The 24,316-nt window shown below is 47.8% G+C and carries 24 protein-coding genes, 1 pseudogene and 1 other annotated feature; of the genes and pseudogenes, 9 read left to right on the top strand and 16 right to left on the bottom strand.

The features are described from left to right. A pseudogene (locus IRJ25_RS04170) lies at positions 1–174 on the bottom strand (peptidase M28); the annotation flags it as partial. 138 nt (positions 175–312) lie between these two features. Between IRJ25_RS04170 and IRJ25_RS04165 the strand changes: the two are divergent. From IRJ25_RS04165 to dhaM, 4 genes are all read left to right on the top strand, one after another. Beyond that, positions 313–615, top strand: a complete 303-nt coding sequence (locus IRJ25_RS04165) for a PepSY domain-containing protein (protein ID WP_012726763.1) — start codon at positions 313–315, stop codon at positions 613–615. 102 nt (positions 616–717) lie between these two features. Then, entirely contained in the window at positions 718–1,695 is a 978-nt protein-coding gene (gene dhaK, locus IRJ25_RS04160) for a dihydroxyacetone kinase subunit DhaK (protein ID WP_074036462.1), read from the top strand. A gap of 19 nt (positions 1,696–1,714) precedes the next feature. Next, positions 1,715–2,305, top strand: coding sequence for a dihydroxyacetone kinase subunit DhaL (gene dhaL / locus IRJ25_RS04155; protein WP_214690716.1), 591 nt, complete (start codon positions 1,715–1,717; stop codon positions 2,303–2,305). Positions 2,306–2,315: 10 nt separating this feature from the next. Further along, positions 2,316–2,666, top strand: a complete 351-nt coding sequence (gene dhaM / locus IRJ25_RS04150) for a dihydroxyacetone kinase phosphoryl donor subunit DhaM (RefSeq protein ID WP_256443656.1) — start codon at positions 2,316–2,318, stop codon at positions 2,664–2,666. A gap of 38 nt (positions 2,667–2,704) precedes the next feature. On the opposite strand, the gene IRJ25_RS04145 is transcribed toward dhaM, so the two are convergent. After that, on the bottom strand, positions 2,705–3,214 hold the full coding sequence (locus IRJ25_RS04145) for a hypothetical protein (protein WP_240499834.1): 510 nt from the start codon (positions 3,212–3,214) through the stop codon (positions 2,705–2,707). A 105-nt stretch (positions 3,215–3,319) separates the two neighbouring features. After that, a complete protein-coding gene (trmB, locus tag IRJ25_RS04140) occupies positions 3,320–3,967 on the bottom strand; it encodes a tRNA (guanosine(46)-N7)-methyltransferase TrmB (RefSeq protein WP_196430929.1) in 648 nt (215 codons plus the stop codon). 138 nt (positions 3,968–4,105) lie between these two features. Between trmB and IRJ25_RS15210 the strand changes: the two genes are divergently transcribed. After that, positions 4,106–4,216 (top strand): hypothetical protein, encoded by a 111-nt coding sequence (locus IRJ25_RS15210; RefSeq protein WP_012726769.1) that lies wholly within the window; start codon positions 4,106–4,108, stop codon positions 4,214–4,216. A 35-nt stretch (positions 4,217–4,251) separates the two neighbouring features. Here the strand turns inward: IRJ25_RS15210 and IRJ25_RS04135 are convergent, their stop codons facing one another. From IRJ25_RS04135 to pepV, 6 genes are read right to left on the bottom strand one after another with little or no spacing between them, the layout of a single operon-like run. Beyond that, complete coding sequence (locus tag IRJ25_RS04135) at positions 4,252–5,046, bottom strand: phosphotransferase family protein (RefSeq protein ID WP_196431853.1); 795 nt, start codon at positions 5,044–5,046, stop codon at positions 4,252–4,254. Between the two features lie 49 nt (positions 5,047–5,095). Beyond that, complete coding sequence (pulA, locus tag IRJ25_RS04130) at positions 5,096–7,261, bottom strand: type I pullulanase (RefSeq protein WP_264092665.1); 2,166 nt, start codon at positions 7,259–7,261, stop codon at positions 5,096–5,098. 19 nt (positions 7,262–7,280) lie between these two features. After that, entirely contained in the window at positions 7,281–8,120 is an 840-nt protein-coding gene (locus IRJ25_RS04125) for an NERD domain-containing protein (RefSeq protein ID WP_264092666.1), read from the bottom strand. After that, a complete protein-coding gene (gene thpR / locus IRJ25_RS04120) occupies positions 8,090–8,665 on the bottom strand; it encodes an RNA 2',3'-cyclic phosphodiesterase (protein ID WP_159562557.1) in 576 nt (191 codons plus the stop codon). Before thpR ends, IRJ25_RS04125 begins: the two co-directional genes overlap by 31 nt. Before the next feature lie 5 nt (positions 8,666–8,670). Further along, on the bottom strand, positions 8,671–9,822 hold the full coding sequence (locus tag IRJ25_RS04115) for an MFS transporter (RefSeq protein WP_215243802.1): 1,152 nt from the start codon (positions 9,820–9,822) through the stop codon (positions 8,671–8,673). A gap of 59 nt (positions 9,823–9,881) precedes the next feature. After that, on the bottom strand, positions 9,882–11,270 hold the full coding sequence (pepV, locus tag IRJ25_RS04110; protein WP_269317825.1) for a dipeptidase PepV: 1,389 nt from the start codon (positions 11,268–11,270) through the stop codon (positions 9,882–9,884). A 308-nt stretch (positions 11,271–11,578) separates the two neighbouring features. Here pepV and IRJ25_RS04105 point away from each other — a divergent pair, with 308 nt between their 5' ends. Then, on the top strand, positions 11,579–11,800 hold the full coding sequence (locus tag IRJ25_RS04105) for a DeoR family transcriptional regulator (protein ID WP_012726776.1): 222 nt from the start codon (positions 11,579–11,581) through the stop codon (positions 11,798–11,800). A 93-nt stretch (positions 11,801–11,893) separates the two neighbouring features. On the opposite strand, the gene IRJ25_RS04100 is transcribed toward IRJ25_RS04105, so the two are convergent. Together IRJ25_RS04100 and IRJ25_RS04095 are read right to left on the bottom strand one after the other, a co-directional pair. Continuing rightward, positions 11,894–12,607: a pseudouridine synthase gene (locus IRJ25_RS04100; protein ID WP_078147222.1), complete on the bottom strand. Its 714-nt coding sequence runs from the start codon at positions 12,605–12,607 to the stop codon at positions 11,894–11,896. Further along, the gene (locus tag IRJ25_RS04095) at positions 12,607–14,304 is read right to left on the bottom strand and encodes a putative polysaccharide biosynthesis protein (RefSeq protein WP_074036450.1); all 1,698 of its coding nucleotides are present in this window, start codon (positions 14,302–14,304) and stop codon (positions 12,607–12,609) included. Before IRJ25_RS04095 ends, IRJ25_RS04100 begins: the two co-directional genes overlap by 1 nt. A gap of 143 nt (positions 14,305–14,447) precedes the next feature. Here IRJ25_RS04095 and IRJ25_RS04090 point away from each other — a divergent pair, with 143 nt between their 5' ends. Continuing rightward, entirely contained in the window at positions 14,448–15,713 is a 1,266-nt protein-coding gene (locus IRJ25_RS04090; protein WP_264092668.1) for an NAD(P)/FAD-dependent oxidoreductase, read from the top strand. 104 nt (positions 15,714–15,817) lie between these two features. Here the strand turns inward: IRJ25_RS04090 and IRJ25_RS04085 are convergent, their stop codons facing one another. The 5 genes from IRJ25_RS04085 to IRJ25_RS04065 all read right to left on the bottom strand — a co-directional run bounded on the left by IRJ25_RS04085 (position 15,818) and on the right by IRJ25_RS04065 (position 22,635). Continuing rightward, the gene (locus IRJ25_RS04085; RefSeq protein WP_269317824.1) at positions 15,818–16,654 is read right to left on the bottom strand and encodes a DUF2268 domain-containing protein; all 837 of its coding nucleotides are present in this window, start codon (positions 16,652–16,654) and stop codon (positions 15,818–15,820) included. Between the two features lie 315 nt (positions 16,655–16,969). Then, positions 16,970–17,482: a hypothetical protein gene (locus tag IRJ25_RS04080; RefSeq protein WP_214816178.1), complete on the bottom strand. Its 513-nt coding sequence runs from the start codon at positions 17,480–17,482 to the stop codon at positions 16,970–16,972. A 17-nt stretch (positions 17,483–17,499) separates the two neighbouring features. Next, positions 17,500–18,627 (bottom strand): hypothetical protein, encoded by a 1,128-nt coding sequence (locus tag IRJ25_RS04075; protein WP_251131801.1) that lies wholly within the window; start codon positions 18,625–18,627, stop codon positions 17,500–17,502. A gap of 117 nt (positions 18,628–18,744) precedes the next feature. Next, positions 18,745–21,150, bottom strand: a complete 2,406-nt coding sequence (gene leuS, locus IRJ25_RS04070) for a leucine--tRNA ligase (protein ID WP_269317823.1) — start codon at positions 21,148–21,150, stop codon at positions 18,745–18,747. A gap of 39 nt (positions 21,151–21,189) precedes the next feature. After that, positions 21,190–21,405 (bottom strand) — a binding site (T-box leader). A gap of 39 nt (positions 21,406–21,444) precedes the next feature. After that, positions 21,445–22,635, bottom strand: a complete 1,191-nt coding sequence (locus tag IRJ25_RS04065; protein WP_236548930.1) for an MDR family MFS transporter — start codon at positions 22,633–22,635, stop codon at positions 21,445–21,447. Between the two features lie 178 nt (positions 22,636–22,813). Here IRJ25_RS04065 and IRJ25_RS04060 point away from each other — a divergent pair, with 178 nt between their 5' ends. Next, positions 22,814–23,788, top strand: a complete 975-nt coding sequence (locus IRJ25_RS04060) for a TIGR01212 family radical SAM protein (RefSeq protein WP_269317822.1) — start codon at positions 22,814–22,816, stop codon at positions 23,786–23,788. Then, positions 23,742–24,314, top strand: coding sequence for a class I SAM-dependent methyltransferase (locus tag IRJ25_RS04055; protein ID WP_074036434.1), 573 nt, complete (start codon positions 23,742–23,744; stop codon positions 24,312–24,314). The genes IRJ25_RS04060 and IRJ25_RS04055 overlap by 47 nt, the downstream gene beginning before the upstream one ends. Positions 24,315–24,316 lie beyond the last annotated feature (2 nt).

Here is a 24,316-nt window from a genome sequence, read left to right as displayed (position 1 = left end):
TCCCGACTCGTCTCCGACACGTTTTCCAAAAATTGATCCGATGCCATCCGTGACAATTTCATCTGAATGGGGTTCAATTCGTCCACGTACAAATTGACGAACTTCAGACTCGAACCCAGGAGCTCCCGGGAGTTCTGTTAGCGTCTTAAATAAATCTCTCGTCTTCTGATCCATCTTTTATCATCCTTTCCTAACCGTTCTTGTCTCATTATATACAAAAGTTTTGACAGGATGCGAATGCTTTTCATTCCATTCGGGTACAGGTTTTGGTACGATGTACATGATAGCCATAGTTCAAGGGGAGGTAGTCATATGAAAAAAAGGTATTGGTTTATTGGAATCGGGGTTGCCGTCATTGCCGCACTTATGACGAAAAAAGCTTTAGATGAACGTAGCTTATCTGCAGAAAACGCCTTAGAGTACACGAAGCGTGCTTTCTCAGCAAAAGGTCATGTCCAAGGGGCATGGATTTCTGCATCACCGGAGATTTACACATACGACGGTCGTGAATACGACGTCTACAAAGGTGGCATCTCGGTTCTTGAGAACGATGAAGAGAAAACATATGAGTTTACAGTCGACTCTGAGACTGGCGCATTACTCGAATATGCATGATACGAAACCGACGAATGATTCGTCGGTTTTTTTGTTTAGTTCCCTTGAAAGAGTGGAAAATTGAAATTGGTAGTTTTCAATTTAAAAAAGGAGTGATCTCGCGTGAAGAAGCTAATCGGTGAAGCAAGTGAACTCGTATCGCAAATGGTTGAAGGGATGGTCCATGCCCATCCTGAAGTGTATGGTCGAGTCGACGGTGTGAATGTCATCTGTCGGGCTGACGGAGCGAAGTCTGGAAAAGTCGGTCTCGTCTCTGGAGGCGGTAGTGGTCACGAGCCAGCACACGCCGGATATGTCGGGGACGGTATGCTCGATGCGGCAGTTTGTGGGGAAGTGTTCACCTCTCCTACTCCGGACATGGTGCTTGAAGGAATCAAAGCAGCTGACGGTGGAAACGGCGTTCTCTTGATTGTGAAAAACTATTCCGGCGACGTGATGAACTTTGAGCTCGCCGCAGAACTGGCCGAAGGAGACGGCATCAAAGTCGACCACGTCGTCGTCGCAGATGACGTCGCCATTTCGAACAAAGAAGATCGCAGAGGGGTTGCCGGAACCGTCTTCGTCCATAAAATCGCGGGAGCTGCCGCTGCTAGCGGGAAGTCACTCGAAGAAGTCAAATCCATCGCCGAGAAAGTAGCGTCTCACGTTCGCTCCATGGGGATGGCAGTCGAACCTTGTTATATGCCGGTGAGCGGTAAACCTGGGTTCGACTTGAACGAGGAAGAGATGGAGATTGGCATCGGGATTCACGGGGAACGAGGTGTTGAACGGAAACCGACGAGTGATGTCGACCAAATCGTCGACGACCTCCTCAGTCACCTGAAAAAAGAAGTCGAGCCAGGAGAAGTTGCCGTCATGGTGAATGGAATGGGTGGAACGCCACTATCTGAGCTGTATGTGACGTATCATTTCGTTGCAGAAAAACTTGAAGCTGCTGGATATACCCTCAAACGAAAGTATGTCGGTAACTACATGACTTCACTCGAGATGCATGGGTTCTCCATCACGTTACTCCCTCTCGATGATGAGATGACGACGTATCTCGACGCTCCTTCAGCAGCACTCGGATTCAAAATTTAATAAATGAGGTGTTTGGTTTATGTTGACGATTGATCGGATGAAGCAGGCGTTACGCGACGCACAAGTTGGCATCGAAGAGCAAAAGGATACGTTGACCGATTTAGACCGGGCCATCGGCGACGGTGACCATGGGATCAACATGTCTCGTGGTTTTGATGCGGTCGCTACAATTTTAGATGAGGATTATGATTCTCTTGGAGCACTTAGTAAAAAGGTCGGGATGACCCTCATGTCGAAAGTCGGCGGTGCGGCCGGACCTTTATACGGTTCAGCTTTCGTGAAGATGGCAAACAAGTTCGGGGATGCGACCGAAGCGGACTTTGGCTTACTCAAGGAGGCACTTCAGGAAGGTTCGAATTCTATCAAAGCACGAGGGAAATCGGAAGTCGGCCAAAAAACGATGGTCGACGTGTGGGACCCGTTCCTCGAGCAAGTCCAACAAGGGGAAGATTATAAACAGAAATTAGACGCACTTGTCCAAAAAACAGAAGATATGGTGGCCACGAAAGGAAGAGCCTCTTATTTCGGAGAAAACTCTCGCGGAACCGTTGATCCGGGTGCCCTTTCTAGCTCAATCCTTTTGGCCGCGATTATGAAGGAGGTCGATTGACATCGTTGAATTGATCATCGTCTCGCACAGCGAAAAAATTGCGGAAGGCATCCAAGATTTGATGAAGGAAATGGCACCGTCCGTGCCCATTCATCTAGCTGGTGGCCTTGAGGATGGCGCTATCGGAACGGACGTGAATCGCATCTTATCAGCGCTCGATCAGGTCGAAGGAGAAGCACTTCTCCTCAGTGACATCGGATCGGCGACAATGAATGCGGAACTCGCCATCGATATGTACGAAGGTGACAAACATGTCGAATTTTTCGATGGTCCAATTGTCGAGAGTGCCTTTATCGCCTCCGTTTCTTCAGGAAATGGGATGTCACTAACTGATATCGTCGGACAGTTAAAACAACAGTAAAAAGTACCCCGTTCTCTTGAACGGGGTACTTTCATGTCTTATCTTGGGTTGTCATTCTTTTCATATACGGCATTCATATATGAACTTGTTGAATAGAAACGTGGTACGACCAAGAACAAAATGAGTGCTGGAATCGCAATCATTAGAAGCAAGACCAATACCGGTAACCAATAGACGATCTGTTGACCGAGCATGTCGATGTTCGCGTCCGCAAACTCTGAAGCTCCTTCTACTTCTACGAGATCCGCTGATGTAAGAATCTTGTTGTCTGTCGCATCAAAGTAATGGTACTCGGTTTTACGTGTGATGAAGATCCCATCACGAATCGTATCGAGCTCTACGACAGCCGCGATGACTTCGTTGCCGTTTGAATGGCGAAGTGTCTCTTCTTTGATGATTTCAGCTGTTCCTTCTTTATAGTCGTAATGCGTTGCTTTCAAATCCTCTTCGAGAGCGTCTAAGAACGCTTCGTTCGCTGAGGTATTCATTGGTGCGATTGTTAGAATGAAGATTACTGCAAGCAGGCTTGCCCATGCTTTTTTCAACATCCCCATGTTCCCCCTTCTCTTATTCCAGTTTAGCGTCATTCCTATTGTACCAAGAAGAAAGAAAAAAGTGTGAAGAAAATACTATTAAAATAAGAAAAAAGCGTGTCAATTTTTCGGACGGAAGACGGCTTCCATTCGGTAAATCGGCTGACCGAGCGCACTAAAGCGCTCTTCATACTCTGTTCGAATATTATCTTCTGGTTCATTGACATGTAAATCTAGTGAAATTTCTGTGAAGAACATCCCGTATTGACTCATACTCTGAAGCGAATATTCAAACAATCCACGGTTGTCCGTCTTGAAATGAATCTCTCCTGCTTTCGGAAGAATCGCCTCATATGTCGCCAAAAACGTCTTATACGTTAGACGTCGTTTCGCATGTCGTGTCTTTGGCCACGGATCGGAGAAGTTTAAGTATACGCGATCGACTTCCCCCGCTTCAAAGTAGTCGACGAGTCGTTTCGCATCGACCGTCAATACTCTCACGTTCGGCATCGGGGTTTCGACTAATTTTTGTACGATGGAAACGGCTACGCTCTCAAACAACTCGATTGCAATGAAGTTCACATCCGGGTGTTGTTTCGCCATCCCTAAAATAAATTGTCCTTTTCCTGAACCGACCTCGATAAAGAGCGGGTGGTCATTCCCGAATTCAGTGCTCCAGTTACCTTTCATCTGTTCAGGATGTTGAATAAATACATGTTCTTGAGCTTCCATATATTCTTTTGCCCAAGGCTTATGTCGTAAACGCATGAAAATCCTACCTTTCGTTCATCAAATGTTCAAGTTTAATGGGAATATGCACGTTACGGACGAGCAGTCCTCTTGCGATTATACACGAAATCATAGTTTAATGAACGTGAATCATCCTTCACAAGGAGGTTAAATACAATGAGTACTTTAGATCAGTTCCTTATTTTTTATGCAGCTCCACTGACGTTTTTTGCTGGTGTCATCGCAACGTTCGTTTGGGCTTACTTTATGAATCCAGATGACATTTAACACATTCAAAAAGGGGTGGCGAACAGCCATCCCTTTTAATTGATTCGTTCGTACGCCTCGTCCATCAGCTCACGTAATACATGAAATCCTTCAGTTCGCGCAGAGTCATTCTCTTCCCCATAGATTGTCAAAATCGTCTGGGCGATTGCATACCAATGCATTCGATTATGGAGCTCACTCGAGACACGTACCCCGTAATGAGAGAACCAGCGCTCCCACTCCACTTCATCCATATAGCTATATACAACCATCGCCAAATCGAACGCGCGGTCTGCAATGATCGCATCATCCCAATCCGTCAAGTAGAGTAGGCCGCTCTCATCCTCAATCCAATTATTATGGTTTAAATCAGAATGACAGACGACGAATTCTTGCTCGTCGACTTTTGGCAAATGGTGTTTTAGCCATTGAATGGCTTCTCCGATGATTGGATCTGTTTCATCTTGTTCATATGCCTCACACTGACGGAGCAACAAGTGCGGCGTCACCGGTGTGTGGTTCAGCTGTTGCAACATGAATAATAGCTCTTTCGAGTTATGAATCTTTCCGAGTTGCGCCGCGACATCAGGTCGTTTCATATCTTCTGGTGAAAGTTCGCGGCCTTCGATAAATTGTTGGGCGCTTAACACGTCCCCATTAAACATTCGCTTTGTCCAAAGAAGCTTTGGTACGATTCCTTCCGCTGACAAGATCGCCAAAAACGGAGAAGAATTTCGTTTGACAAAAATCTTCTGTTGGCGCGTCGTCGCTACATACGCTTCGCCCGTAATGCCTCCGGCTGAAGCGACTGTCCACTCTTTCCCGAGCGCACCGACTATATCTGAATACATATTCATCACGCTCAAATCTTACTTGAATTAAAGAGATACAATCAACATCTTAACACGCGAGAATCGTCATTGACAACGACTCGACTTGAATGTGTGCTGGGTTTCGTGCGAGCGGAACGAGACTCGCCCTTTCTCCTTGAACGTATACGTTCCATTTCGCATCGCTCTCGAATGAAAGCGAGTCGAACGTACCGTTCACATAGACGCGTACCCGTTGCCACGCATCATAAGAATGACTGGCCGTCAATTCATAGATAATGACGCCAGGAGGCGATGGGAGAAACGTGAAATGGTCAATGACTTCTTGTCTGGAATCATACCGGAAACATGTATGGAGTCGCCGCAACTTCAAGAGCGTCTTCACATACTCGATGTCTTTGATTCGTGTGTCACGCAGATCCCAATCAAAATGATTGATGTGATCGGGTGAATTATAGCTATTTTCGACACCCTGTTTCGTCCGCCCAAACTCTTGACCGGCATGGATGAACGGGATGCCTTGGGATGTGATGACGACCGCATTAGCAAGACGTTGCATGGCAAGACGAGTCGTTTCATCGACTCCTTCACAAGACAACATTAACTTATCATAGATTGTATAGTTGTCGTGAGCTTCGGCATAATTGATGGAATAAGTCGGACTCGGGAAACGACCGACCGTTACGTTCGGAATGTGGACTGCTCCAGTAAGACATTCTCGAAGTTCCCACTCTCGCCACTCATTCCCGGAGATGAATCCACGTTCCCTGTCATTAAACGTCGACCCCTTCAACGCATCTCGAATCATATCGTTGAAATGTCCGATGCGAGGCATGCGTGCAGCATTTTGTGACGTCGCCTTCAATGACTGTCCAAGCGGTGTCGCCAAGTCCCACCCTTCTCCATAGACGAGAATTGAGGGATCAACCTTATCGAGCGCGGCCCGTACTTGATTCATCGTTTCGACATCATGAATCCCCATTAAATCGAAGCGGAACCCATCCACTTGATAGGTTGTTGCGAAATACGTCACGAAGTCGACAATCATACGTCGCATCATATAGCGTTCTGACGCCGTGTCATTCCCGACACCGGTTCCGTTCGCTATCGTCCCGTCGTGCTCGTATCGAAAATAATAGTATGGTACGAGCGCTTCGAGTGGGGATTGTTCTCGAATATAAATGTGATTCATCACGACGTCTGTAACGACTCGAAGACCAGCTTGATGCAAGTCAGAGACGAGTGTCGCATATTCGAACACACGACTCATCGGCACATCCGGTCTTGAGGCATAACTTCCTTCAAGTCCGAACCAATGAATCGGGTCATAGCCCCAGTTGTACGGCATACGCGTTGTCTCATCGACACTTCCAAAATCATGGACAGGAAGCAACTGGACATGAGTCACGCCAAGTTCTTTTAAATAGTCGAGTCCGGCACTATTGCCTTCCTTCGTCCGAACTCCTTTTTCAGATACCCCACCGTATAGTCCTTTCAATTGACTCATCGATGAGGGATGGCTTGTAAAATCCCGGATGTGCAGTTCATAGATGACGGCATCCGTTGCCTTCCATAAAGGCGGGCGCGCGGCTCGTTCGACCTGTTTATTGACAAATCGTGAGACATCTTGTAGTACGCCATACTCACCGTTCAAACTGACGGCTCGCGCATAAGGATCGACGACTTGCCTCGTATCGACCGGTGTTTTCACTTCTAAGCGATAAAACATACCTTGGAACGCTTGTGGTATTTCACCACTCCATTCCCCGCGTGCGCCGCGGTTCATGTGAAATCGCTCAATTTCTCTGTGATTCGTATCATCATGCACTGTAATCCACATGGATAAAGCAACCGGAGACCATACCGTCACTTCCATTCCGTGCGGCGTAAACGATACGCCGAGTGGACCATCATATGAGAAACGACGTTCGAATTCCTCTGATCGGACGATTTCTCGTGGTACGACAACCGTCGTCTTATGACCCGGATGGCAGACGGTGTACAACGTTTCTAAAGAGATTGGTTCGTTTAAACGAAGGATTTGTTCGATCTTCCCGGATTCCGTCACAAACTGTTGCTCGACGAGATAGTCGACTGGGCGTCCATTCTGTTCGATTTGTACTGGAACGGATTCATATTCGCGCACAATCTCAAGTTGTATGGTCTCAAATGATACGAAAGACGCGCTCTCGATGGTCACATGTGAGGCGGTCTTTTGATCTGGTGTGTGATGCATATGCGTCCCTTCCTCTCAATCACTGATCCATGAATTGACGAAACGGCAACTTGGCAGTCACTTCTAATATGGTAGCAACGTCACGAATCTGCTGTGCTTTTACAATCGGTGCACGACCGTTCACTTGTTTCATCCATTCCGTATATTCATTACGACCGATATATTGGGTCGATCGAACACTTGGAACGTTATCAAAATATCCATTTGTCGCAATGACGACTTTTTGTAGTACGCCCGCATAATGCGGTAGAACTTGACGAATCAGTTCCTCTGTCCGTGTCAATGCAATCAGCGGGTTCACTACACGGGTATTTTCCCCTTTCAGCGGTTGATGAACCCATGTCTTCTCTTTCGATATGTGATAGATGCTTCGATCGCCTTCAAGCCATTCTACGATATAAAGGTGCGTCGGTCCGACGATGACATGACTCAATTCAACCATCGCACCATTCCATTCGATGACCGGTCGATACAAGAAAAAGTGTCGTTCGTTCCAATCGGTGCGCATCACACGATAAGCGAAGTCACGAATAAACGCCAGATGCGGTAAATCTGTCTCAAGCACCCCTTCGCAAGCGAATTGAAGCTTTTGGATATGCCGGCGCTCTCGTAACAACTTTTGATATTGTGATTCAGAGAGCGGCTTCGGCTCCAATTCGATTCGTTCCGTCTTCGCCCAAAACTTCCACCACGGTCGTTCAATTTCGAGCACTTCGACCGGGTTTAAGCGATTGTTTTCATGAAGGCGCTGTAGACGTGCCGTATCGGATTCCACATATTCCAAATAACGATTATATTGATCTAATACATCACGTTCATATTTTGAGATTACGTCAAAAATTTTAACCGGGATTGCCATATATCCTCCTCTGGCCGTCTTAGCGGAAATACGTCTACTGCTCGGTAAGCAGGTGTATGAGTCGGCTGTACTTCATATAAAATTAATTCTTCTACTGATTCCGTCGCGTGAAATTCAGGGGGGACGTATGGGACACGCTCCCCTTCGCCCCATTTTTTAGCGAGCGTCACGTGAGGGACAAACGACTTCCGGTCCAATCTTGGAATCACATCAACTAGTTCATGGCGGAGGGTATGCGCCAACCGTTGAAGGGGTTCGGAGTCATCCGGAACGATGGTCAAAACGCGGGGCCGATCTGGTCGCCCAAAATGGTCGATGGCTCGAAACTCCAACGTGAATGGTAATGTTTTCTCACAAATTCTACGCGTGATTTCTTTTACTTCGTCTAATTCATCCCCATCCACGCTTCCTAAAAATTGCACTGTCATATGGAACTCTTCCGGTCGATAGATTCTTCGATACGAATAATAAGGTAAGATGGTTTGCTGTACGTCAACCAATTCAGTCGCTTCAATGGGAATCGCAATAAAGTAATGCGTACTCATCTCATTCATCCTTTCAGGTTGCGACGTGACATTCCGATCCAAATCAACGCTCCTAGTGCCGTGACGATGGTATACATCCAAAACACGCCTAAAATATCGTCAAGTTCAATGATTTTACCACTCAGCATATTAAATCCAGCTGTCGCGAGCCCGGACGTCAATGCCATATATACCCCGATGGCCGTCGAGGAAACTTGCCGATCGACGAGCGTCCGAACGAATTGAAGTGCGACGGGAATCAAAAGTCCGACGACGAGACCTTGTGCAATCGCGAGGAGCCACACGACCCAAATCGGTGGTTCTAACGCAAGTACCCCGTTCCGAACTGCCGAGATGATAGCGGCCCCGACAAGAACGCTGACGTTTCCATAGCGTTCAACCAATTGGGACGCCACTTTCATAAACGGGATTTCAAATAACACTGCCACGAGGAATAGCGTTCCGACCAACGTAGTCGAGCCACCGCTGTTTGTCACGTAAAGGCCGAAATAATAGTTATTCGCGTAAATCGGTCCGAAGACGAGCATCCCACCACATAAGAAGAACACAAAGCGTTTGTTCCAAACAGCCGTCCATGAGAGCGGCGCCAACGTCACATCGCGAATCGAACTTTTCTCAGGAATCATTCGAACAAATACGCTGCCAAGTATTAGTAAAACAGCGCTCAACACGAATGTACTAGCTAGTCCCCACGTGCTATCAGATATTCGTCCCATTGCAAAGACGGCAATGGCAAATCCCGCTGATCCAAAGAGTCGAATTGCACCGTAATCAACTTTCGACCGCGTCGTATAGTCGAGTGTCATCATGTCCACAAGCGGGATGTGAGCACATTGGAAAACGGACCAAATCACCATAAGTATGACAATCCAAATGTAAGAGGTCGCCACTAAAAACGTGAGAGAAATGAGTGCGGCGCTCAGCATCGCCAAAATCAACCAGGCACGGACTCTCCCCGTCCGGTCGGTCAACATCCCCCACAATGGTTGCACGCCGATGGATAGAATCGGTAAGATGGCCACCACAATCCCGACTTGGCTAGGTGTCAACCCAAACTTAGTTTGTGAAAAGTATAAGGTCATATAAGGGATCAATGCCCCTTGCGCGAAGAATATCGCGACGTATACAGACTGAAACAATCTTTTTTGCGAATCCAATGATAACTTCCTTCCTAAAGGACAGAGAGCCGACTATACCAGCCAGCTCTCCTTGTTTCTTATTTAGCGAGCTCGTAAATGGCCTCAGCATAGATTGCCGTGGCACGTAATAAATCTTCTATCTCCATATATTCATCGACCTGATGCGCCACATCTTTAGCACCTGGGAACAATGCACCAAATGCGACACCTGCCTCGAGCGAACGTGCATACGTTCCGCCTCCGATGGCCATCAAGTTTGCATGTTCTCCCGTTTGACGCTCGTACACGCCTGCTAGTGTCTTCACGAGTGGGTGATCTTCTGCCACATGATGAGGCGGCATATGTTGACGGGTCTTCAACTCGAACCCAAATGACAAAGCGATTTCACGTAGGTTTTGTAACCGTTCTTCGAATTTGGCCGTATACGGATAGCGAATGTTGACCGTCGCCGTACGCTCTTCTTCATTGTATCGGAAGACGCCGCCATTAATCGTCAAGTCGCCCGTCTCATCGCTCGCTTCAATCCCAAGCGAAATCCCACGAGAATCGGCGAATACGTGACGAACGAATTCAACATAGCGCTCGCCTTGAATATCAAGTGGAAGATGTAACAAGAATCCAGCGAGGACGTAGGCCGCGTTGACCCCGTTATCCGGTTCCATCGCGTGCGCCGCTTTTCCTTTCATCGTAAACGTATATGTGCCACGGTCGTATTCACACATTCCGTCCGCTTCATATTTTTCGAGATAGGCCTCGAACTTCTCCTCGAGTACCTCATCCGTCTTCAATTCGGCTTTCGCGAAGTCCGGCACCATATTCGGACGCTCCCCACTCGTGAATGACACGAGATGGTAGGCAGAACCTGGTACACGTTGAATCGGTAATTGAGTCAACACACCATCATACAACCCTTTTTCAGCATTGATGATCGGGAAATCCGCATCTGGCGCAAATCCATACGTCGGCATTTGTTCTTGTTTGAAATACTCGCGGACACAGCGCCATTCGCTCTCTTCATCGCAACCTGCAATCAAACGGACCCGCTTTGAAAGTGGTAGCCCGAGCTCTTTGACAATTCGTAGCCCGTAGTATGCAGCCATAGATGGCCCTTTATCATCGTTACTTCCGCGTGCCACAATTTTCCCATCAGTCGTGATGGTCGGGTTGAACGCGCCATACGTCCATCCCTCCCCTGCTGGGACGACGTCAAGGTGACATAGGATGCCGACGATTTCCTCCCCGTCTCCATATTCCAAATGTCCCGCATAACCTCCGACGTCTTTTGTTTTAAATCCATCTCGCTCACCGATTTCAAACATGTAGTCAAGCGCTTGACGAACCTCCGGACCAAACGGCATGTTCGGTGCAGCTTTCGATTCATCGAGTACGCTAGGGATTTGAAGTAACCCTTTCAAATCTTCTAAAAATGCGTCTTTACGATTGTCGACTTCCTGTCTCCAATTCATGTTCATCTCCCCTTTTGCGAATGTTCTCTCCCTTACTAGTATATCCAAATGTATGAAAGACGAACATTCATTTAGAAAAGTTTTTTTCGTTCGTGTTTCAGCTTCTTTTCAATGTAAAAATATAATCTTCATTCGATATTTACGTTCATAATCAAATCTTTACAAACAGATTGTTCGTGCTTTCCACTTGCATTTTTGCTCAAGAGCGGTATACTAAAGGTGTAATTTTAGAAAATAACAATTTTATATTTCATTTTGTCGTCTGTAGGTATGGTTTATCATTATTCTACACATTGGGAGGTTATCCAATGAAAGGCTCAACAGATCGGATGTTAACGCGCATCAAGTCCATTTATTTGTTCATCAATGAAAGGGAATCCGTTACCACTTCAGAACTAGTAGAAGAGTTCGGCATCACGTCACGTACCGTGCAACGTGATTTGAACGTACTTGAGTACAATAACCTTGTGGAGAGCCCTAGCCGTGGCACGTGGACTTCATCAAAACGTTCACTCAAGACGGCAAACTGAATTGTATATGTATATTCAAGAGACCTGGCGTTCAGGTCTCTTTTTTCATCTCATAAAAAAGAACCTGCCCATCAGACAGATTCTCTCATCTTCTTATGATTGAAGAAACAGTTGAACTTCTTCTTCCGTCAACTCACGATATGCCCCGAGCTCAAGCGTCTCATCGAGTTCTAACTTTCCGATTTGAACACGCTCCAATCGTTCGACATGTTTGCCGACCGCCGCGACCATTCTTTTCACTTGGTGATATTTCCCCTCAGACAACGTGAGGCGAATGACCGACCGACGTCCGCTCTTGCTCAGTATTTCAAGACGGGCCGGCTTCGTCGTATATCCGTCCTCTAACTCGACCCCATTCGCGAACGTCTTGATATCCTCTACTGTCATCTCCCCGTCGACCTCGGCGATATATACTTTGTCGACGTGCTTGCGAGGTGACATGAGCGCATGATTGAACGCGCCATCGTTCGTGATGAGGAGCAGTCCCGTCGTATCCTTATCGAGACGACCGACCGGGAAGAGGTCATAATGGGCATACTCTGGATCAATCAACTCGATGACTGTCGTCTCGACTTGATCTTCAGTCGCACTGATGACCCCTTCCGGCTTGTTCATCATGAAATAGATGTAGGGACGATACTCAACCACTTCCCCGAACACCGTGACTTTCTCTGATGCTGGGTCGACGTGCCGTTTCGCATCTTTTACAGGTGTCTCATCGACTCGCACTGCCCCTTGTTTCAATAAGATTTTTACATCTTTTCGTGAACCATATCCCATGTTCGATAGCAATTTATCAATTCGCATTATCCGTTCCTCCGATATTCAAAGCGTTTCCCTAGTAATTTCCCTGCGAGATGGCTCCGCCACCCGAGGTATCCATATACGAGAACGCCGATTGTCACTCCCACGATTGTCGCAAAAATGTCGTTCCCCCAACTCGCCTCATCATTCATTGTAACGAGAAGAGAGAGGAAGACGGCAGCGAACATCGCCCCACCCATCAAGAACATCAAGATGGTGCGACGAAGCAGTTGCTTATACGGGAAGTGGAGCGTTCGTTGAATCATCCATACCATGAGAATAATGGCCACGATGTATCCAGCGATGGTCGCGTACCCGGCTCCGATTCCGCCGAGCCAATAGACGAGCGGTACGTTCAATGCAAGTTTCGTCAACAGTCCCATCGATGTGGCAAAGATGGTGAAGTACTGACGGTTGATCCCTTGGAGGATCGCAGCCGCGACCGAGTAATAGGCCAAGAAGAATGCACTTGGTGCGTAGTGGAACAAGTATACCCATCCTTCACGGTCACCCGGGAACAAGGTGCCAAACAATGGCTCCGCAAGTGCTACGAGACCAATGACCGCAGGAATCGTTACGAAGAACGAGACTTGGAAAATATGGTTTACTTGATTTCGAACTTTTTGCATGTCCCCCGTCGTGAACGAACGAGTCACAAGCGGGATCGTCGCCATCGATACACTCGCCGCGACAGAGACTGGAATCAACACAATTTTATGGGCGTTCCCGGTCAAAAAGCCATACGCCGACGTTGCTTCAGAAACGGTCGCACCCGTACTGAGCAACGTATTGACCATCGTCAATTGGTCAATCAATTGATAGAGAGGGGTCGATACCCCGACCATCACGATTGGAATCGAATAGCTAAGCAATTCAAGCAACAACGATTTCATCGAGCGAACCGGTGTGCCCGCTGGATTCTCTGTCTGACGATGAATGTCCTTCCGACGCTTCCAATACATGATGAGCACGGCGAAACTACCGATTGCCCCGATGAACGCACTGAACGTCGCAATCGTGACCGCGATGACTTTCAATCCGTTCAATTCAGTCGTTTCAACGGATTGCGTCCCTCCGAGGGCATTGGCAATCGGTTGAATGAAGTTTGAATCCGCAAAGACGAACAAGACGAGCATCGTTCCACTGAGGAGGAACAGGATGCGTACAATCTGTTCGACCACTTGTGAGATTGCCGTCGGTGCCATGTCTTGATGTCCCTGGAAATAACCACGTACCATACTCATCGCCGGGATGAGCAGTAAGGCAAAACTGACGCTTCGTGTCACGAGGGTGAGCGAGTCAATGTATTGCTGATTGTTCTCTGAGTTTCGGACCATCAGTTCGGATAACCATGGTGCCGCAAAAAAGAGTAATAAAAAAGCGACGACACCGGTCGCAAGCATCAGCTTCATCCCTTGTCGGAACAGTCGTTGACTTGTCCCGTATTCTCCTAGTGCATTATATTTTGCGATAAATTTCGAAACGGCAACGGGAATCCCTGCCGTCGAAATGGAAATCATGATCGCATAATACGTATATGCTGCTTGATATAATGTCACTCCGGCAATCCCGACCATCGCTTGGAACGGGAACGTGTACAGTAGTCCTAACATTCGGGAAATCAAGTTTCCCGCTGATAAAAGAAGCGTTCCTTTGACGAAGGAGGCTCTTCCAGAATCTTGTTTGGCGCTTGATGACATGAGGTACCTCCATCTATAAATCAACGATTTCAATGAATTCGGTTTTACAAAACAACCGCTTCTCATTATACTCTTACTGTTACGGATAATAAAGTTACGATAATTTTACTAATCATATAGATGAAGAAATGAGGAGATACCCTATGAAAGATGTCATCGTCATCGGTGGAGGGCCGAGCGGGCTCATGGCAACGTATGCAGCGGCAAAAAGTGGCGCTTCGACCTTGCTGATTGATAAAGGTTCAAAACTTGGTCGGAAATTGGCCATTTCAGGTGGAGGACGTTGTAACGTCACGAACCGAAAGCCAATCGATGAGTTGATTCAGTTCATCCCAGGCAATGGTCGTTTCTTATACAGCGCCCTTGCTCAGTTCGACAATCAATCGATTATCGACCTCTTCACTGGATTCGGGATTCCGCTGAAAGAAGAGGATAATGGGCGCATGTTCCCTGTGACGGATAAGGCACAGGATGTGGTCAACACGTTGCTTCGGGCGATTGAAGACCTCGGCGTCGAGATTCGAAAAAAGGCTGAAGTCAAAACGCTACATTTTAATGAAGAAAACGAGTTTCATGCGGTCGAGTTGATGGACGGTGAGATGCTCGAGGCAAAAGCTTGCGTCGTCGCGGTCGGCGGTCAGTCTGTCCCGCACACCGGTTCGACCGGGGACGGCTATCCATGGGCAGAGAAGGCCGGACATACCATCACGGAACTCTTCCCGACAGAGGTGCCCATCAAATTGAACGATTCGTTCATCGGAACGAAACAACTTCAAGGATTATCGTTACGGGACGTCGCATTGACGGTACACGGCAAAAAAGGAAAGTCCATCAAGACGCACCAAGGCGACATGATCTTTACCCATTTCGGGATCTCTGGTCCAATCGCACTCCGTTGCAGTCAATATACGATCAAAGAACGGAAGCGCAGCAAAGAACAGGTCGTCCTCTTGTCACTCGACTTCTTCCCGGACACGTCACGAGATGCGCTCGTTCAGGAACTGTGGAACCAAGTACAGAGCCAACCGAAGCGTGCCGTTAAAAACGTATGGAAAGGCTACATCCCTGAGCGACTTCTTGACTTATTGCTCGAAGAACTCGCATTTGGAGAAGAAGATGCGAGTCAGTTGAAAAAGCAATCCGTCATTGATTTCGCAACACGTTTGAAAATGTTCGAGATGCACGCCGTCGGGACACTCGACTTTGATAAAGCTTTCGTCACAGGTGGCGGCGTTTCGGTTAAAGAAGTTGCACCACAGACGATGATGTCAAAGAAGGCACCAGGTCTCTTCTTTGCAGGTGAAGTACTCGACATTCATGGATACACTGGTGGCTACAACATCACGGCCGCCTTCACAACGGGACATTGCGCCGGATCGCATGCAGCCGAACTGGCGACAGGGCGGTAAAAGGTTCGGTCAAACGCATCGTCTGCGTTCTATCGTAATCACTAACAATCAAAAGGCTTGATCCTGTCTCATTCAGGGTCAAGCCTTTTAACATTCTTTTCAACTTAATTTTCCAATTCCATCACATCTCGATACTTGTATTTTTCTAAAATCTCATGATCTTCTTTGAAGGTCCATTCGGGAATCGACAGTTCTGGGTGCGCCGTCAAATAGTCATGGAGCACATCCCTCCCTAGAATATAGTTACTCCAACGTGGCATATCTTTTTGATAATTACCGACTACAAAATCGGTGAAGGACGTTTCATAATCATTCACTCGACTCGCAATATGTTTCATGGTCGCTTCATCAACGTCTACATACCACGGTGGCGTTACCCCTTTGACAATGCGGTCGGCAAACGCATCCGCTTTCCCTTCAATAATCACTGACTCGAGAATCGAACTCAGGTTATATTCGTTTTGATCACGAAGAATCAGATGATGGTATTCATGAGCCGTCGAATGGGCTAACACACCTTTGTCAAAATCTGTATCAAGAAACAAGATGAAGGTGTCTTTATACGCTTGGGCGCCTACCCCTTCAATCGGTCCACTATCGTAGAAGAATTCAGGATTATACGGTGCGATAAACACCATGCCCTTCTTTTTAGGGAGAATTTGATTTGAATCTGCATATGTCGATGCAATAATCTCTTTAATCTCGTCATGCTGCTCGATTAATTTGTCTAACTGCTTCAGCAATTGTTGCTTATGAGGAGTCGGCTTTAGTGAAAAGCTCGTTTTTAATATAGATGTATCGATCTTTTCTTCCTCTCCGACTTCCCCTATGTAATCCAATACATATTTTTTGAAGTTTTGTTTATTTTCCTCCGCATCGGTTGTTTCAAGGGATGCGTTCAAATATTGTTGGTATTGGGTATAGAGTGGGACGATTGTCAATTTATTCTCTTCATTGATTTCTATCGTTTCGATTGAAACGTCAGGCTCTGATTTTTTAGATTCTAACTCTTTTTCATCCTCACTACACGCTGCTAACAGAAGTGCTGAACTACAACATAGAATACCGAATAGCTTTTTCAGTTAAATGACCTCCATATCAATGATCAATATCCCTCATTCGCTTACTTATGTTAAATTATACCATTAATTACTCCCATAACCTTTCCAATCCCATCTAATATCAGCATGTCATCACGACCATCACAACAAAAAACGACTCGAACCCACTCTAATGAGGGCTCAAGCCGTTTATGGTTATTCTTTCCCTGCGATTTGACGACGCACTTCTTTTTCGAGCTCCGGCTCGGGCGGCATCCATCCTTCAGGTTTCATGACTTTATTGTCTGACTCGCGTAAGATCGGCTTCCCGTCCGGTCCAAGTTTCGCCATATTGGCGCGCTGGACGATTTCAAACAACGGAACGGGGTCGAGCCCGAGTTCAACGAAACTGCCCATCACAAAGTATAACGCATCCGTCAATGCATCCCCTTGTCCGACGAGGCGTTCCACATCATCCGACGGAGGTGCGTCTTGCAACGACTTTTGAACCGCCTTTTGGAATCCTACTTGGAATTGCTCGATGGCTTGTAAAAACTCTTCTTCCGATTCCGATGATTGATGCAAAAACTCGACGACCGCTTCCTCTGCCGTCCACACCGATCGTTTTGTCGCACGATCAAGCGTCAACGGTTGCGGCGATTTCGCTCCTGGATGTCCAAATGTCTCGTGGAATTGTTTCACTTCTTCAAAAAAGTAACGTTTGCTCATCTGTCATTCCCCCATGATCAGTCCACAGATACGAAGGCATCTAAATCGAATACTTCCGGGTGGACGATTGCAAAGATTTCATTGTCTTGTAAAAACATACCGGTCGAATCATACACACGAGGCGTCACCATCTGACCGTTGATGGTCCCTTCTTCTGGGTTGACCGTATAGAGAACGAGCTCCTCAGAGTCGAGCACGTAGACGCGTCCTTGCCTCTCGACTAGCCCAACTCCTTCGAACCGTTCGAATTTTTGCTGGATGGAAGCACTCATCCCGTCAGCAGATAACGCTTGTCGTGAATCAAGCATCCATTCGGTCTCGGGCTCTTGTTTCTCTTCTTCCGCTTCTTGTTCGTTCGACTCATTGTCAGGCGAGTCTTCAGTTGCAGCCGTTTCGCTCGAGGCATCGTCATTCGTCGAGACGTTTTCTATCGTTGAATCTTCCGATGATTCTTCTGTTTCTTGAGTATTCGTGTCAGCGTCAGTCGACGTTTCTGATGATTTGTCATCGGCCGGAGTCTCCGGTTCGATCTCCCGTTCTTCGACATAAAGGAGCTCAAGGTCCGGGGTATCCGCCAATCGGTTCATCATGAACAGCCGTTTCGTTTCCCGGTCATACCCAAGACCAAAGATTCGGTCTTCCGACACGAGTCCTTTGATTTGTTTACGTGGCCGCTCGACCCAGCGTCCTTCTTCTCGCTCGATTGTAATGAGCGTACCGTTCGCTGTCACCGCATACACAAGATTTTCTTCGACCATGCGCATCCCGATAAAGTCATCGAGGCGCTGTTTGCCTGAATTCTCAAGTTGGAGCACAGAGTTGACGCGCGTCCCGTTTCCGCTCACTTCAAAAAATTCAGCTTGTTCGGTTAAGACCAAATACGCCCCGATCGTGTCACTATAATACACTTCATCGATTTGACTGATTTGTTCGAGGGCATCGGTCGTATCGATATCTTCATCATCCTGCGCAGCTTCCACGGGTGGAAGTGAGGCCGTTTGATGACTCGTTTGAATATCAATTTTTTCAAATGTCGAGGCGACCTGTCGTTGAATCTCTTCATCTGAAAAGACAAAAACATAACAAAGGATCACACCGACCACGACAGCACATAATGTCGTGTATAGCACATAAGAACGTTTCATGGACATGTCGTCCCCTTCTACTTCAGTATCGCCCTTTAGTGTATCAAAACCGTCCATAAAAGAAAATGACCTCACTAAAAAGAAAAGAATGTGCGACAATGTCACACATTCTTTTTGTTAGCCAACTACAATATTGACGAGTTTTCCAGGAACGACAATGACTTTACGAACCGTCTTGCCTTCTGTGAACTCTTGGACACGCTCGTTCCCGAGTGCTTCCGCCTCAAGTGCTTCTTTTGATGCGTCACGAGAGACGTGCATTTTCGCACGGAGTTTCCCGTTCACCTGGATGACGACTTCAATCGTGTCGCTTACAAGTTTTGACTCATCGTATGTCGGCCAAGCCGCATACGTCAACTCTTCCGTCATGCCCATCTTCTCCCACAACTCTTCAGACAAGTGCGGCGCGACTGGTGAAAGCATCTTGATGAAGTCGACCATTTGTGATTTCGGTAACGTCTCTTGTTTGTTCGCTTCATTGACGAAGACCATCAACTGCGAGATTGCCGTGTTGAAGCGAAGGGCTTCGTAATCCTCCGTGACTTTTTTCACCGTCTGATGATACGTGCGTTCAAAGTCGGCAGTTGGTGCCACGTCTGCGAAGTTCGTCTGATCGAACAAACGCCAGACGCGGTCGAGGAAGCGACGTGCCCCGTCAAGACCATTCGTCGACCATGCGATGGCCGCATCAAGTGGTCCCATGAACATTTCGTAAAGGCGGAGTGTATCGGCTCCGTGCGACTTCACGATATCATCCGGGTTGACAACGTTCCCACGAGATTTCGACATCTTCTCGTTGTTCTCACCGAGGATCATCCCTTGGTTGTAGAGTTTTTGGAACGGTTCGCTCGTCGGGACGACACCGATATCAAAGAGGACTTTATGCCAGAAACGTGCATAGAGCAAGTGAAGAACGGCATGCTCCGTACCCCCGATATACAAGTCGACTGGAAGCCAACGCTTGAGTTTCTCAGGATCCGCGATCATCTCTTCGTTATCTGGATCGATGTAACGGATGTAGTACCAGCAGCTACCTGCCCATTGTGGCATCGTGTTCGTCTCGCGACGACCTTTTTCCCCTGTGACCGGATCTGTATACGTCAACCACTCTTCTGCGTTCGCAAGTGGCGACTCACCTGTACCAGATGGTTTGATTTCATCGATGATCGGAAGTTCGAGCGGAAGTTCTTCGACCGGTACCGTCTTCATCGTTCCGTCTTCCATATGGACGACCGGAATCGGCTCGCCCCAGTAACGTTGACGGCTGAACAACCAGTCACGAAGACGGTATGTCGTCTTCGCACGCCCTGTGCCACTAGCTTCGAGCTCTTCAATGATCGTCTTGATGGCATCGGCTTTATTAAGTCCGTTCAAGCTACCAGAGTTGACGTGCTCACCGTCTTCGACGTAAGCCGCCTCTTCCACGTTTCCACCTTTGACGACTTCACGGATCGGGAGGTCGAACGTTTTCGCAAACTCATAATCGCGCTCATCGTGTCCAGGAACAGCCATGACTGCACCTGTCCCATATGTCGAGAGAACGTAGTCCGCTGTCCAAATCGGAAGTTTCTCGCCGTTCACCGGGTTGATCGCATAAGCGCCCGTGAAGACACCTGTCTTCTCTTTGGCAAGGTCTGTACGCTCGAGGTCCGTCTTCTTCGAGACTTCCTCAATGTATGCTTCGACTGCCGTCGATTGTTCCGGTGTCGTGACCACTTTCGTGAACGGATGCTCTGGTGCGAGTGTCACGTATGTCACCCCGTGAAGTGTATCTGGACGTGTTGTGAATACTGTGACGATCTTATCATGACCGTCGACCTTAAAGTCGACCTCGGCACCGACCGATTTGCCGATCCAGTTGCGTTGCATCTCTTTCACGCTCTCAGGCCAATCGAGACCTTCCAAGTCTTCAAGCAAACGCTCTGCGTATTCCGTGATACGAAGCACCCACTGCTTCATCGGGACACGGTAGACAGGGTGATTTCCACGCTCTGACAAGCCATCGATGACTTCCTCGTTCGCAAGGACCGTACCGAGAGCCGGGCACCAGTTGACCGCAACTTCATCGACGTATGCGAGGCCACGTTCGAAGAGTTGCGTGAAGATCCACTGCGTCCATTTATAGTATTTCGGGTCCGTCGTGCTAATTTCACGGTCCCAATCGTATGAGAATCCGAGTTCTTTCAACTGACGGCGGAACGTCTCGATGTTGCGCGCTGTGAATTCACGCGGGTCGTTCCCTGTGTCGAGTGCATATTGCTCGGCAGGAAGACCGAATGCATCCCAGCCAATCGGATGAAGAACGTTATATCCTTGCATCCGTTTCATACGAGCGATGATATCCGTCGCCGTATAACCTTCCGGGTGACCGACGTGAAGACCTGCACCGGATGGGTAAGGGAACATATCAAGGACATAGAAACAATCCTTCTCCGGGTCTTCTGTCGTTTTAAATGCTTCTTTCTCTTCCCAACGCTTTTGCCACTTCGGCTCGATTTCTTGATGTTTAAAATAGCTCAACATTCTTCCTCCTCTGCATAATAAAAAGCCTTCCGTCCCCGAAAATGGGACGAAAGGCTTGAAAGCTCTCCGCGGTACCACCCATGTTGCATTGCTGCCACTTGAGACGCCGGTAACGAGGCGTAACCCCGGTCTTCCCTACTCGTTTCAGGAAAACAGCTCCAAGGCGAGTTCACAACATCCGCTTATCGATTCACACCATCCATCGACTCTCTTTGAAACGGAACGTTCGCTACTAGTCCTCTTCAACGCTTGCTATTCATCGTAGTCTATTTTAGCCCATTCTGAAATTCAACGTCAACTTGATTTTTCTGTGACACGAATGTCTTTCATGATGACAAATAGCGTTAAGGCCAACGTAGCAAGTAGTAGAAGCATGCCGAAGACTGCTGTAATGCCGAACATGTCATAGACAAAACCAGACAACGTCGGTCCAATCATTCGACCGACGGATGCTGCGATATTGACGAGCCCTTGGTATTGCCCAGCTTTCCCAGGTGGGGCAAGTTTCGCCGCAATCGTCGGAACAGCCGGCCAGACAAACATCTCCCCGATGGTCATGACAACCATCGCGACCATGAACATCCCGAATCCACCAGCGAATGGGACAATCAAGAACGCACCGAGGAAGATGGATGCCCCGATGATCAATTGACGTTTTAAGTCGTCCTCAAACTGTCGTAAGACGCGGTTGAGCAACGGTTGTGCGAAGACAATCATCGCCCCGTTCACTGTCCAAAGGAGTGAGTATTGACTGATTGTGACGCCGAGATCTTTCGAGTGAACCGCAATCGTCCCCTGCCATTGAACATACACGAACCAAAGCACCGCATAACCGACGGCGACATACCACATCGATTTCATCGTCGCACTCGATAGTGTCGTGGCTGCCGCTTCTAGTTGCGACTGAACGACAGGACGTGCCGGATTTTTCAAATAACGCAGTCCAAACAAGAGCACTACGACAAATAAGACCGATAAGAAGAAGTTCGCATAAAAAATCCACTCGATGTTAAATCGAGCGATTTGACCACTCATTGCCGTACCGAGGGCGACCCCCACGTTTTGCGCGACGTAAATCGCATTGAACGAACGGCGTCCCCCTTCTGGCCAAATGAGACCCGCAAACGCATATACGGTCGGAAAGACGAGTCCACCTGAAAGACCGATCAATCCGAGCCATACGAGATAGCCGAAGAACGTGGCATGAAACAGTAAAAATCCAAGCGAGCTCGCGAGCAAGAGACCGACAGAAATCATCAACGTCGTCTTCCCACCGATTCGATCGAATAGCGTCCCTCCGATGTAGTTCCCGACAATCGCGAGTGCCGAGTTCACAAGAAGCGCCACCCCAGCAAGCGTCATCGACTCACCTAAAAAATCATGAATATACAGTGTGTTAAATGGCCATAAAAAAGACGCCGCCGTTGTATTGAGCGCCATCGCAATGACTAAAATCCATACCGAAATTGGCATTTTATTGTTCACACCAAGTCCTCCTTTCATTCTTCTTTCACATTAAAAAAATCGGCACAAAAAGGCCGAATCGACAAGATTTCCTTATCAAACCTAAACGAACGCCAACGAAGTGTCAAGAAAAATTACTTATTATGAAGTTTTGTCATTTTCCGTTTGTGATAGGATGAGCAAGGAAGGAGAGATGAACATGAATCCATTCGGTCAAAATCGCTACCATACACTAAATGAGGCGTATCGCCGAGAGTACGGGGGCAAGGTGTTTAAAGTGCCACTCGATGGTGGCTTCACGTGCCCGAACCGTGACGGACGTGTCTCAAAAGGCGGATGCACCTTCTGTTCGGACGATGGAAGTGGTGATTTCGCGGGAAATGCTTGCGATCCGATTCCCATTCAATTTGCAGAAGTGAAGGCTCGTCTCCACCGGAAGTGGAAAAATGCCAATTATATTGCTTATTTCCAAGCGTTTAGTAATACGTATGCACCAGTCGAGCGGTTACGTGAATTGTATGAACCGGCACTAAATGAGGATGGGGTCGTCGGTCTCTCGATTGCGACACGTCCTGACTGCTTGCCGGACGACGTCGTCGCCTATTTAGCAGAGTTGAATGAACGGACTTCCCTTTGGGTAGAGCTTGGTCTTCAGACCGTACACGACACCACCGCTAAAAAGATCAATCGCGGGCACGACTATCAATCGTTTTTGACCGGTCTTGCGAAACTTCGCCGTCACAACATTCGTGTCTGCGTTCATATCATCAATGGCCTCCCAGGTGAGACACCAGAGATGATGCTCGACACGGCACGAGAAGTTGCTAAAATGGACATACAAGGAATCAAGATCCATTTACTTCACGTCTTGAAACGCACACCGCTCGCCCGTCAATATGAGAAAGGACTGCTCGACTTGATGGAGGAAGACACATACGTCTCCCTCGTCTGTGATCAACTCGAACGGATTCCCCCCGAGGTGATCGTCCATCGTTTGACAGGAGACGGTCCTCCCGACCTCTTGATCGGTCCGCTATGGAGCCGTCACAAGATGCAGGTGCTAAACAAGATTCGTGCGGAATTGGAGCGCCGGGATTCTTTTCAAGGAAAAAAGAAGGATGAGATGTATGGGATTAATGAGAGTACTACCTTTTGCAAAACAATTACTACATGACCATCTCGAGGAAGGTCAGGTCGCCATCGATATGACGGCCGGGAACGGACACGATACGTTGTTCTTAGCGAATGCTGTAGGCGAGACAGGACATGTCTATGCTTTTGATATCCAATCAGAAGCTGTAGCAGCCACAAAGGCGCGGGTTGAAGAAGCGGATGTCAGTGAACGTGTGACCGTGATTCATGATAGTCACGATACGGTCCAAGCGGTCGTTGAAAAGGAAGCGCGTCCGATCACCGCGGCCGTCTTCAACTTAGGGTATTTACCGGGAAGTGATAAATCGATCACGACACACGGAAATACGACGATTGCCGCATTATCCCAACTATTAGACGTCATGGCCGTCGGTGGCGTCATCGTCATCGTGATTTACCACGGACATGAAAGTGGGAAAGTCGAACGAGACGAGGTGCTCCATTATGTAGAGTCCCTCGATCAAAAACAGGCGGGTGTCCTGCGTTATGGATTTATCAACCAAGTCAATCATCCCCCATTCATCGTGGCGATTGAAAAACGTGCATAAGA

Origin of the sequence: Exiguobacterium sp. KJ 601 (assembly GCF_027161185.1) — a bacterium.
GTDB classification, from domain to species: Bacteria; Bacillota; Bacilli; order Exiguobacteriales; family Exiguobacteriaceae; genus Exiguobacterium; species Exiguobacterium profundum.
The sequence above is the reverse complement of the archived record's forward strand: the minus strand, read 5'-3'. Positions and strand labels throughout refer to the sequence as shown.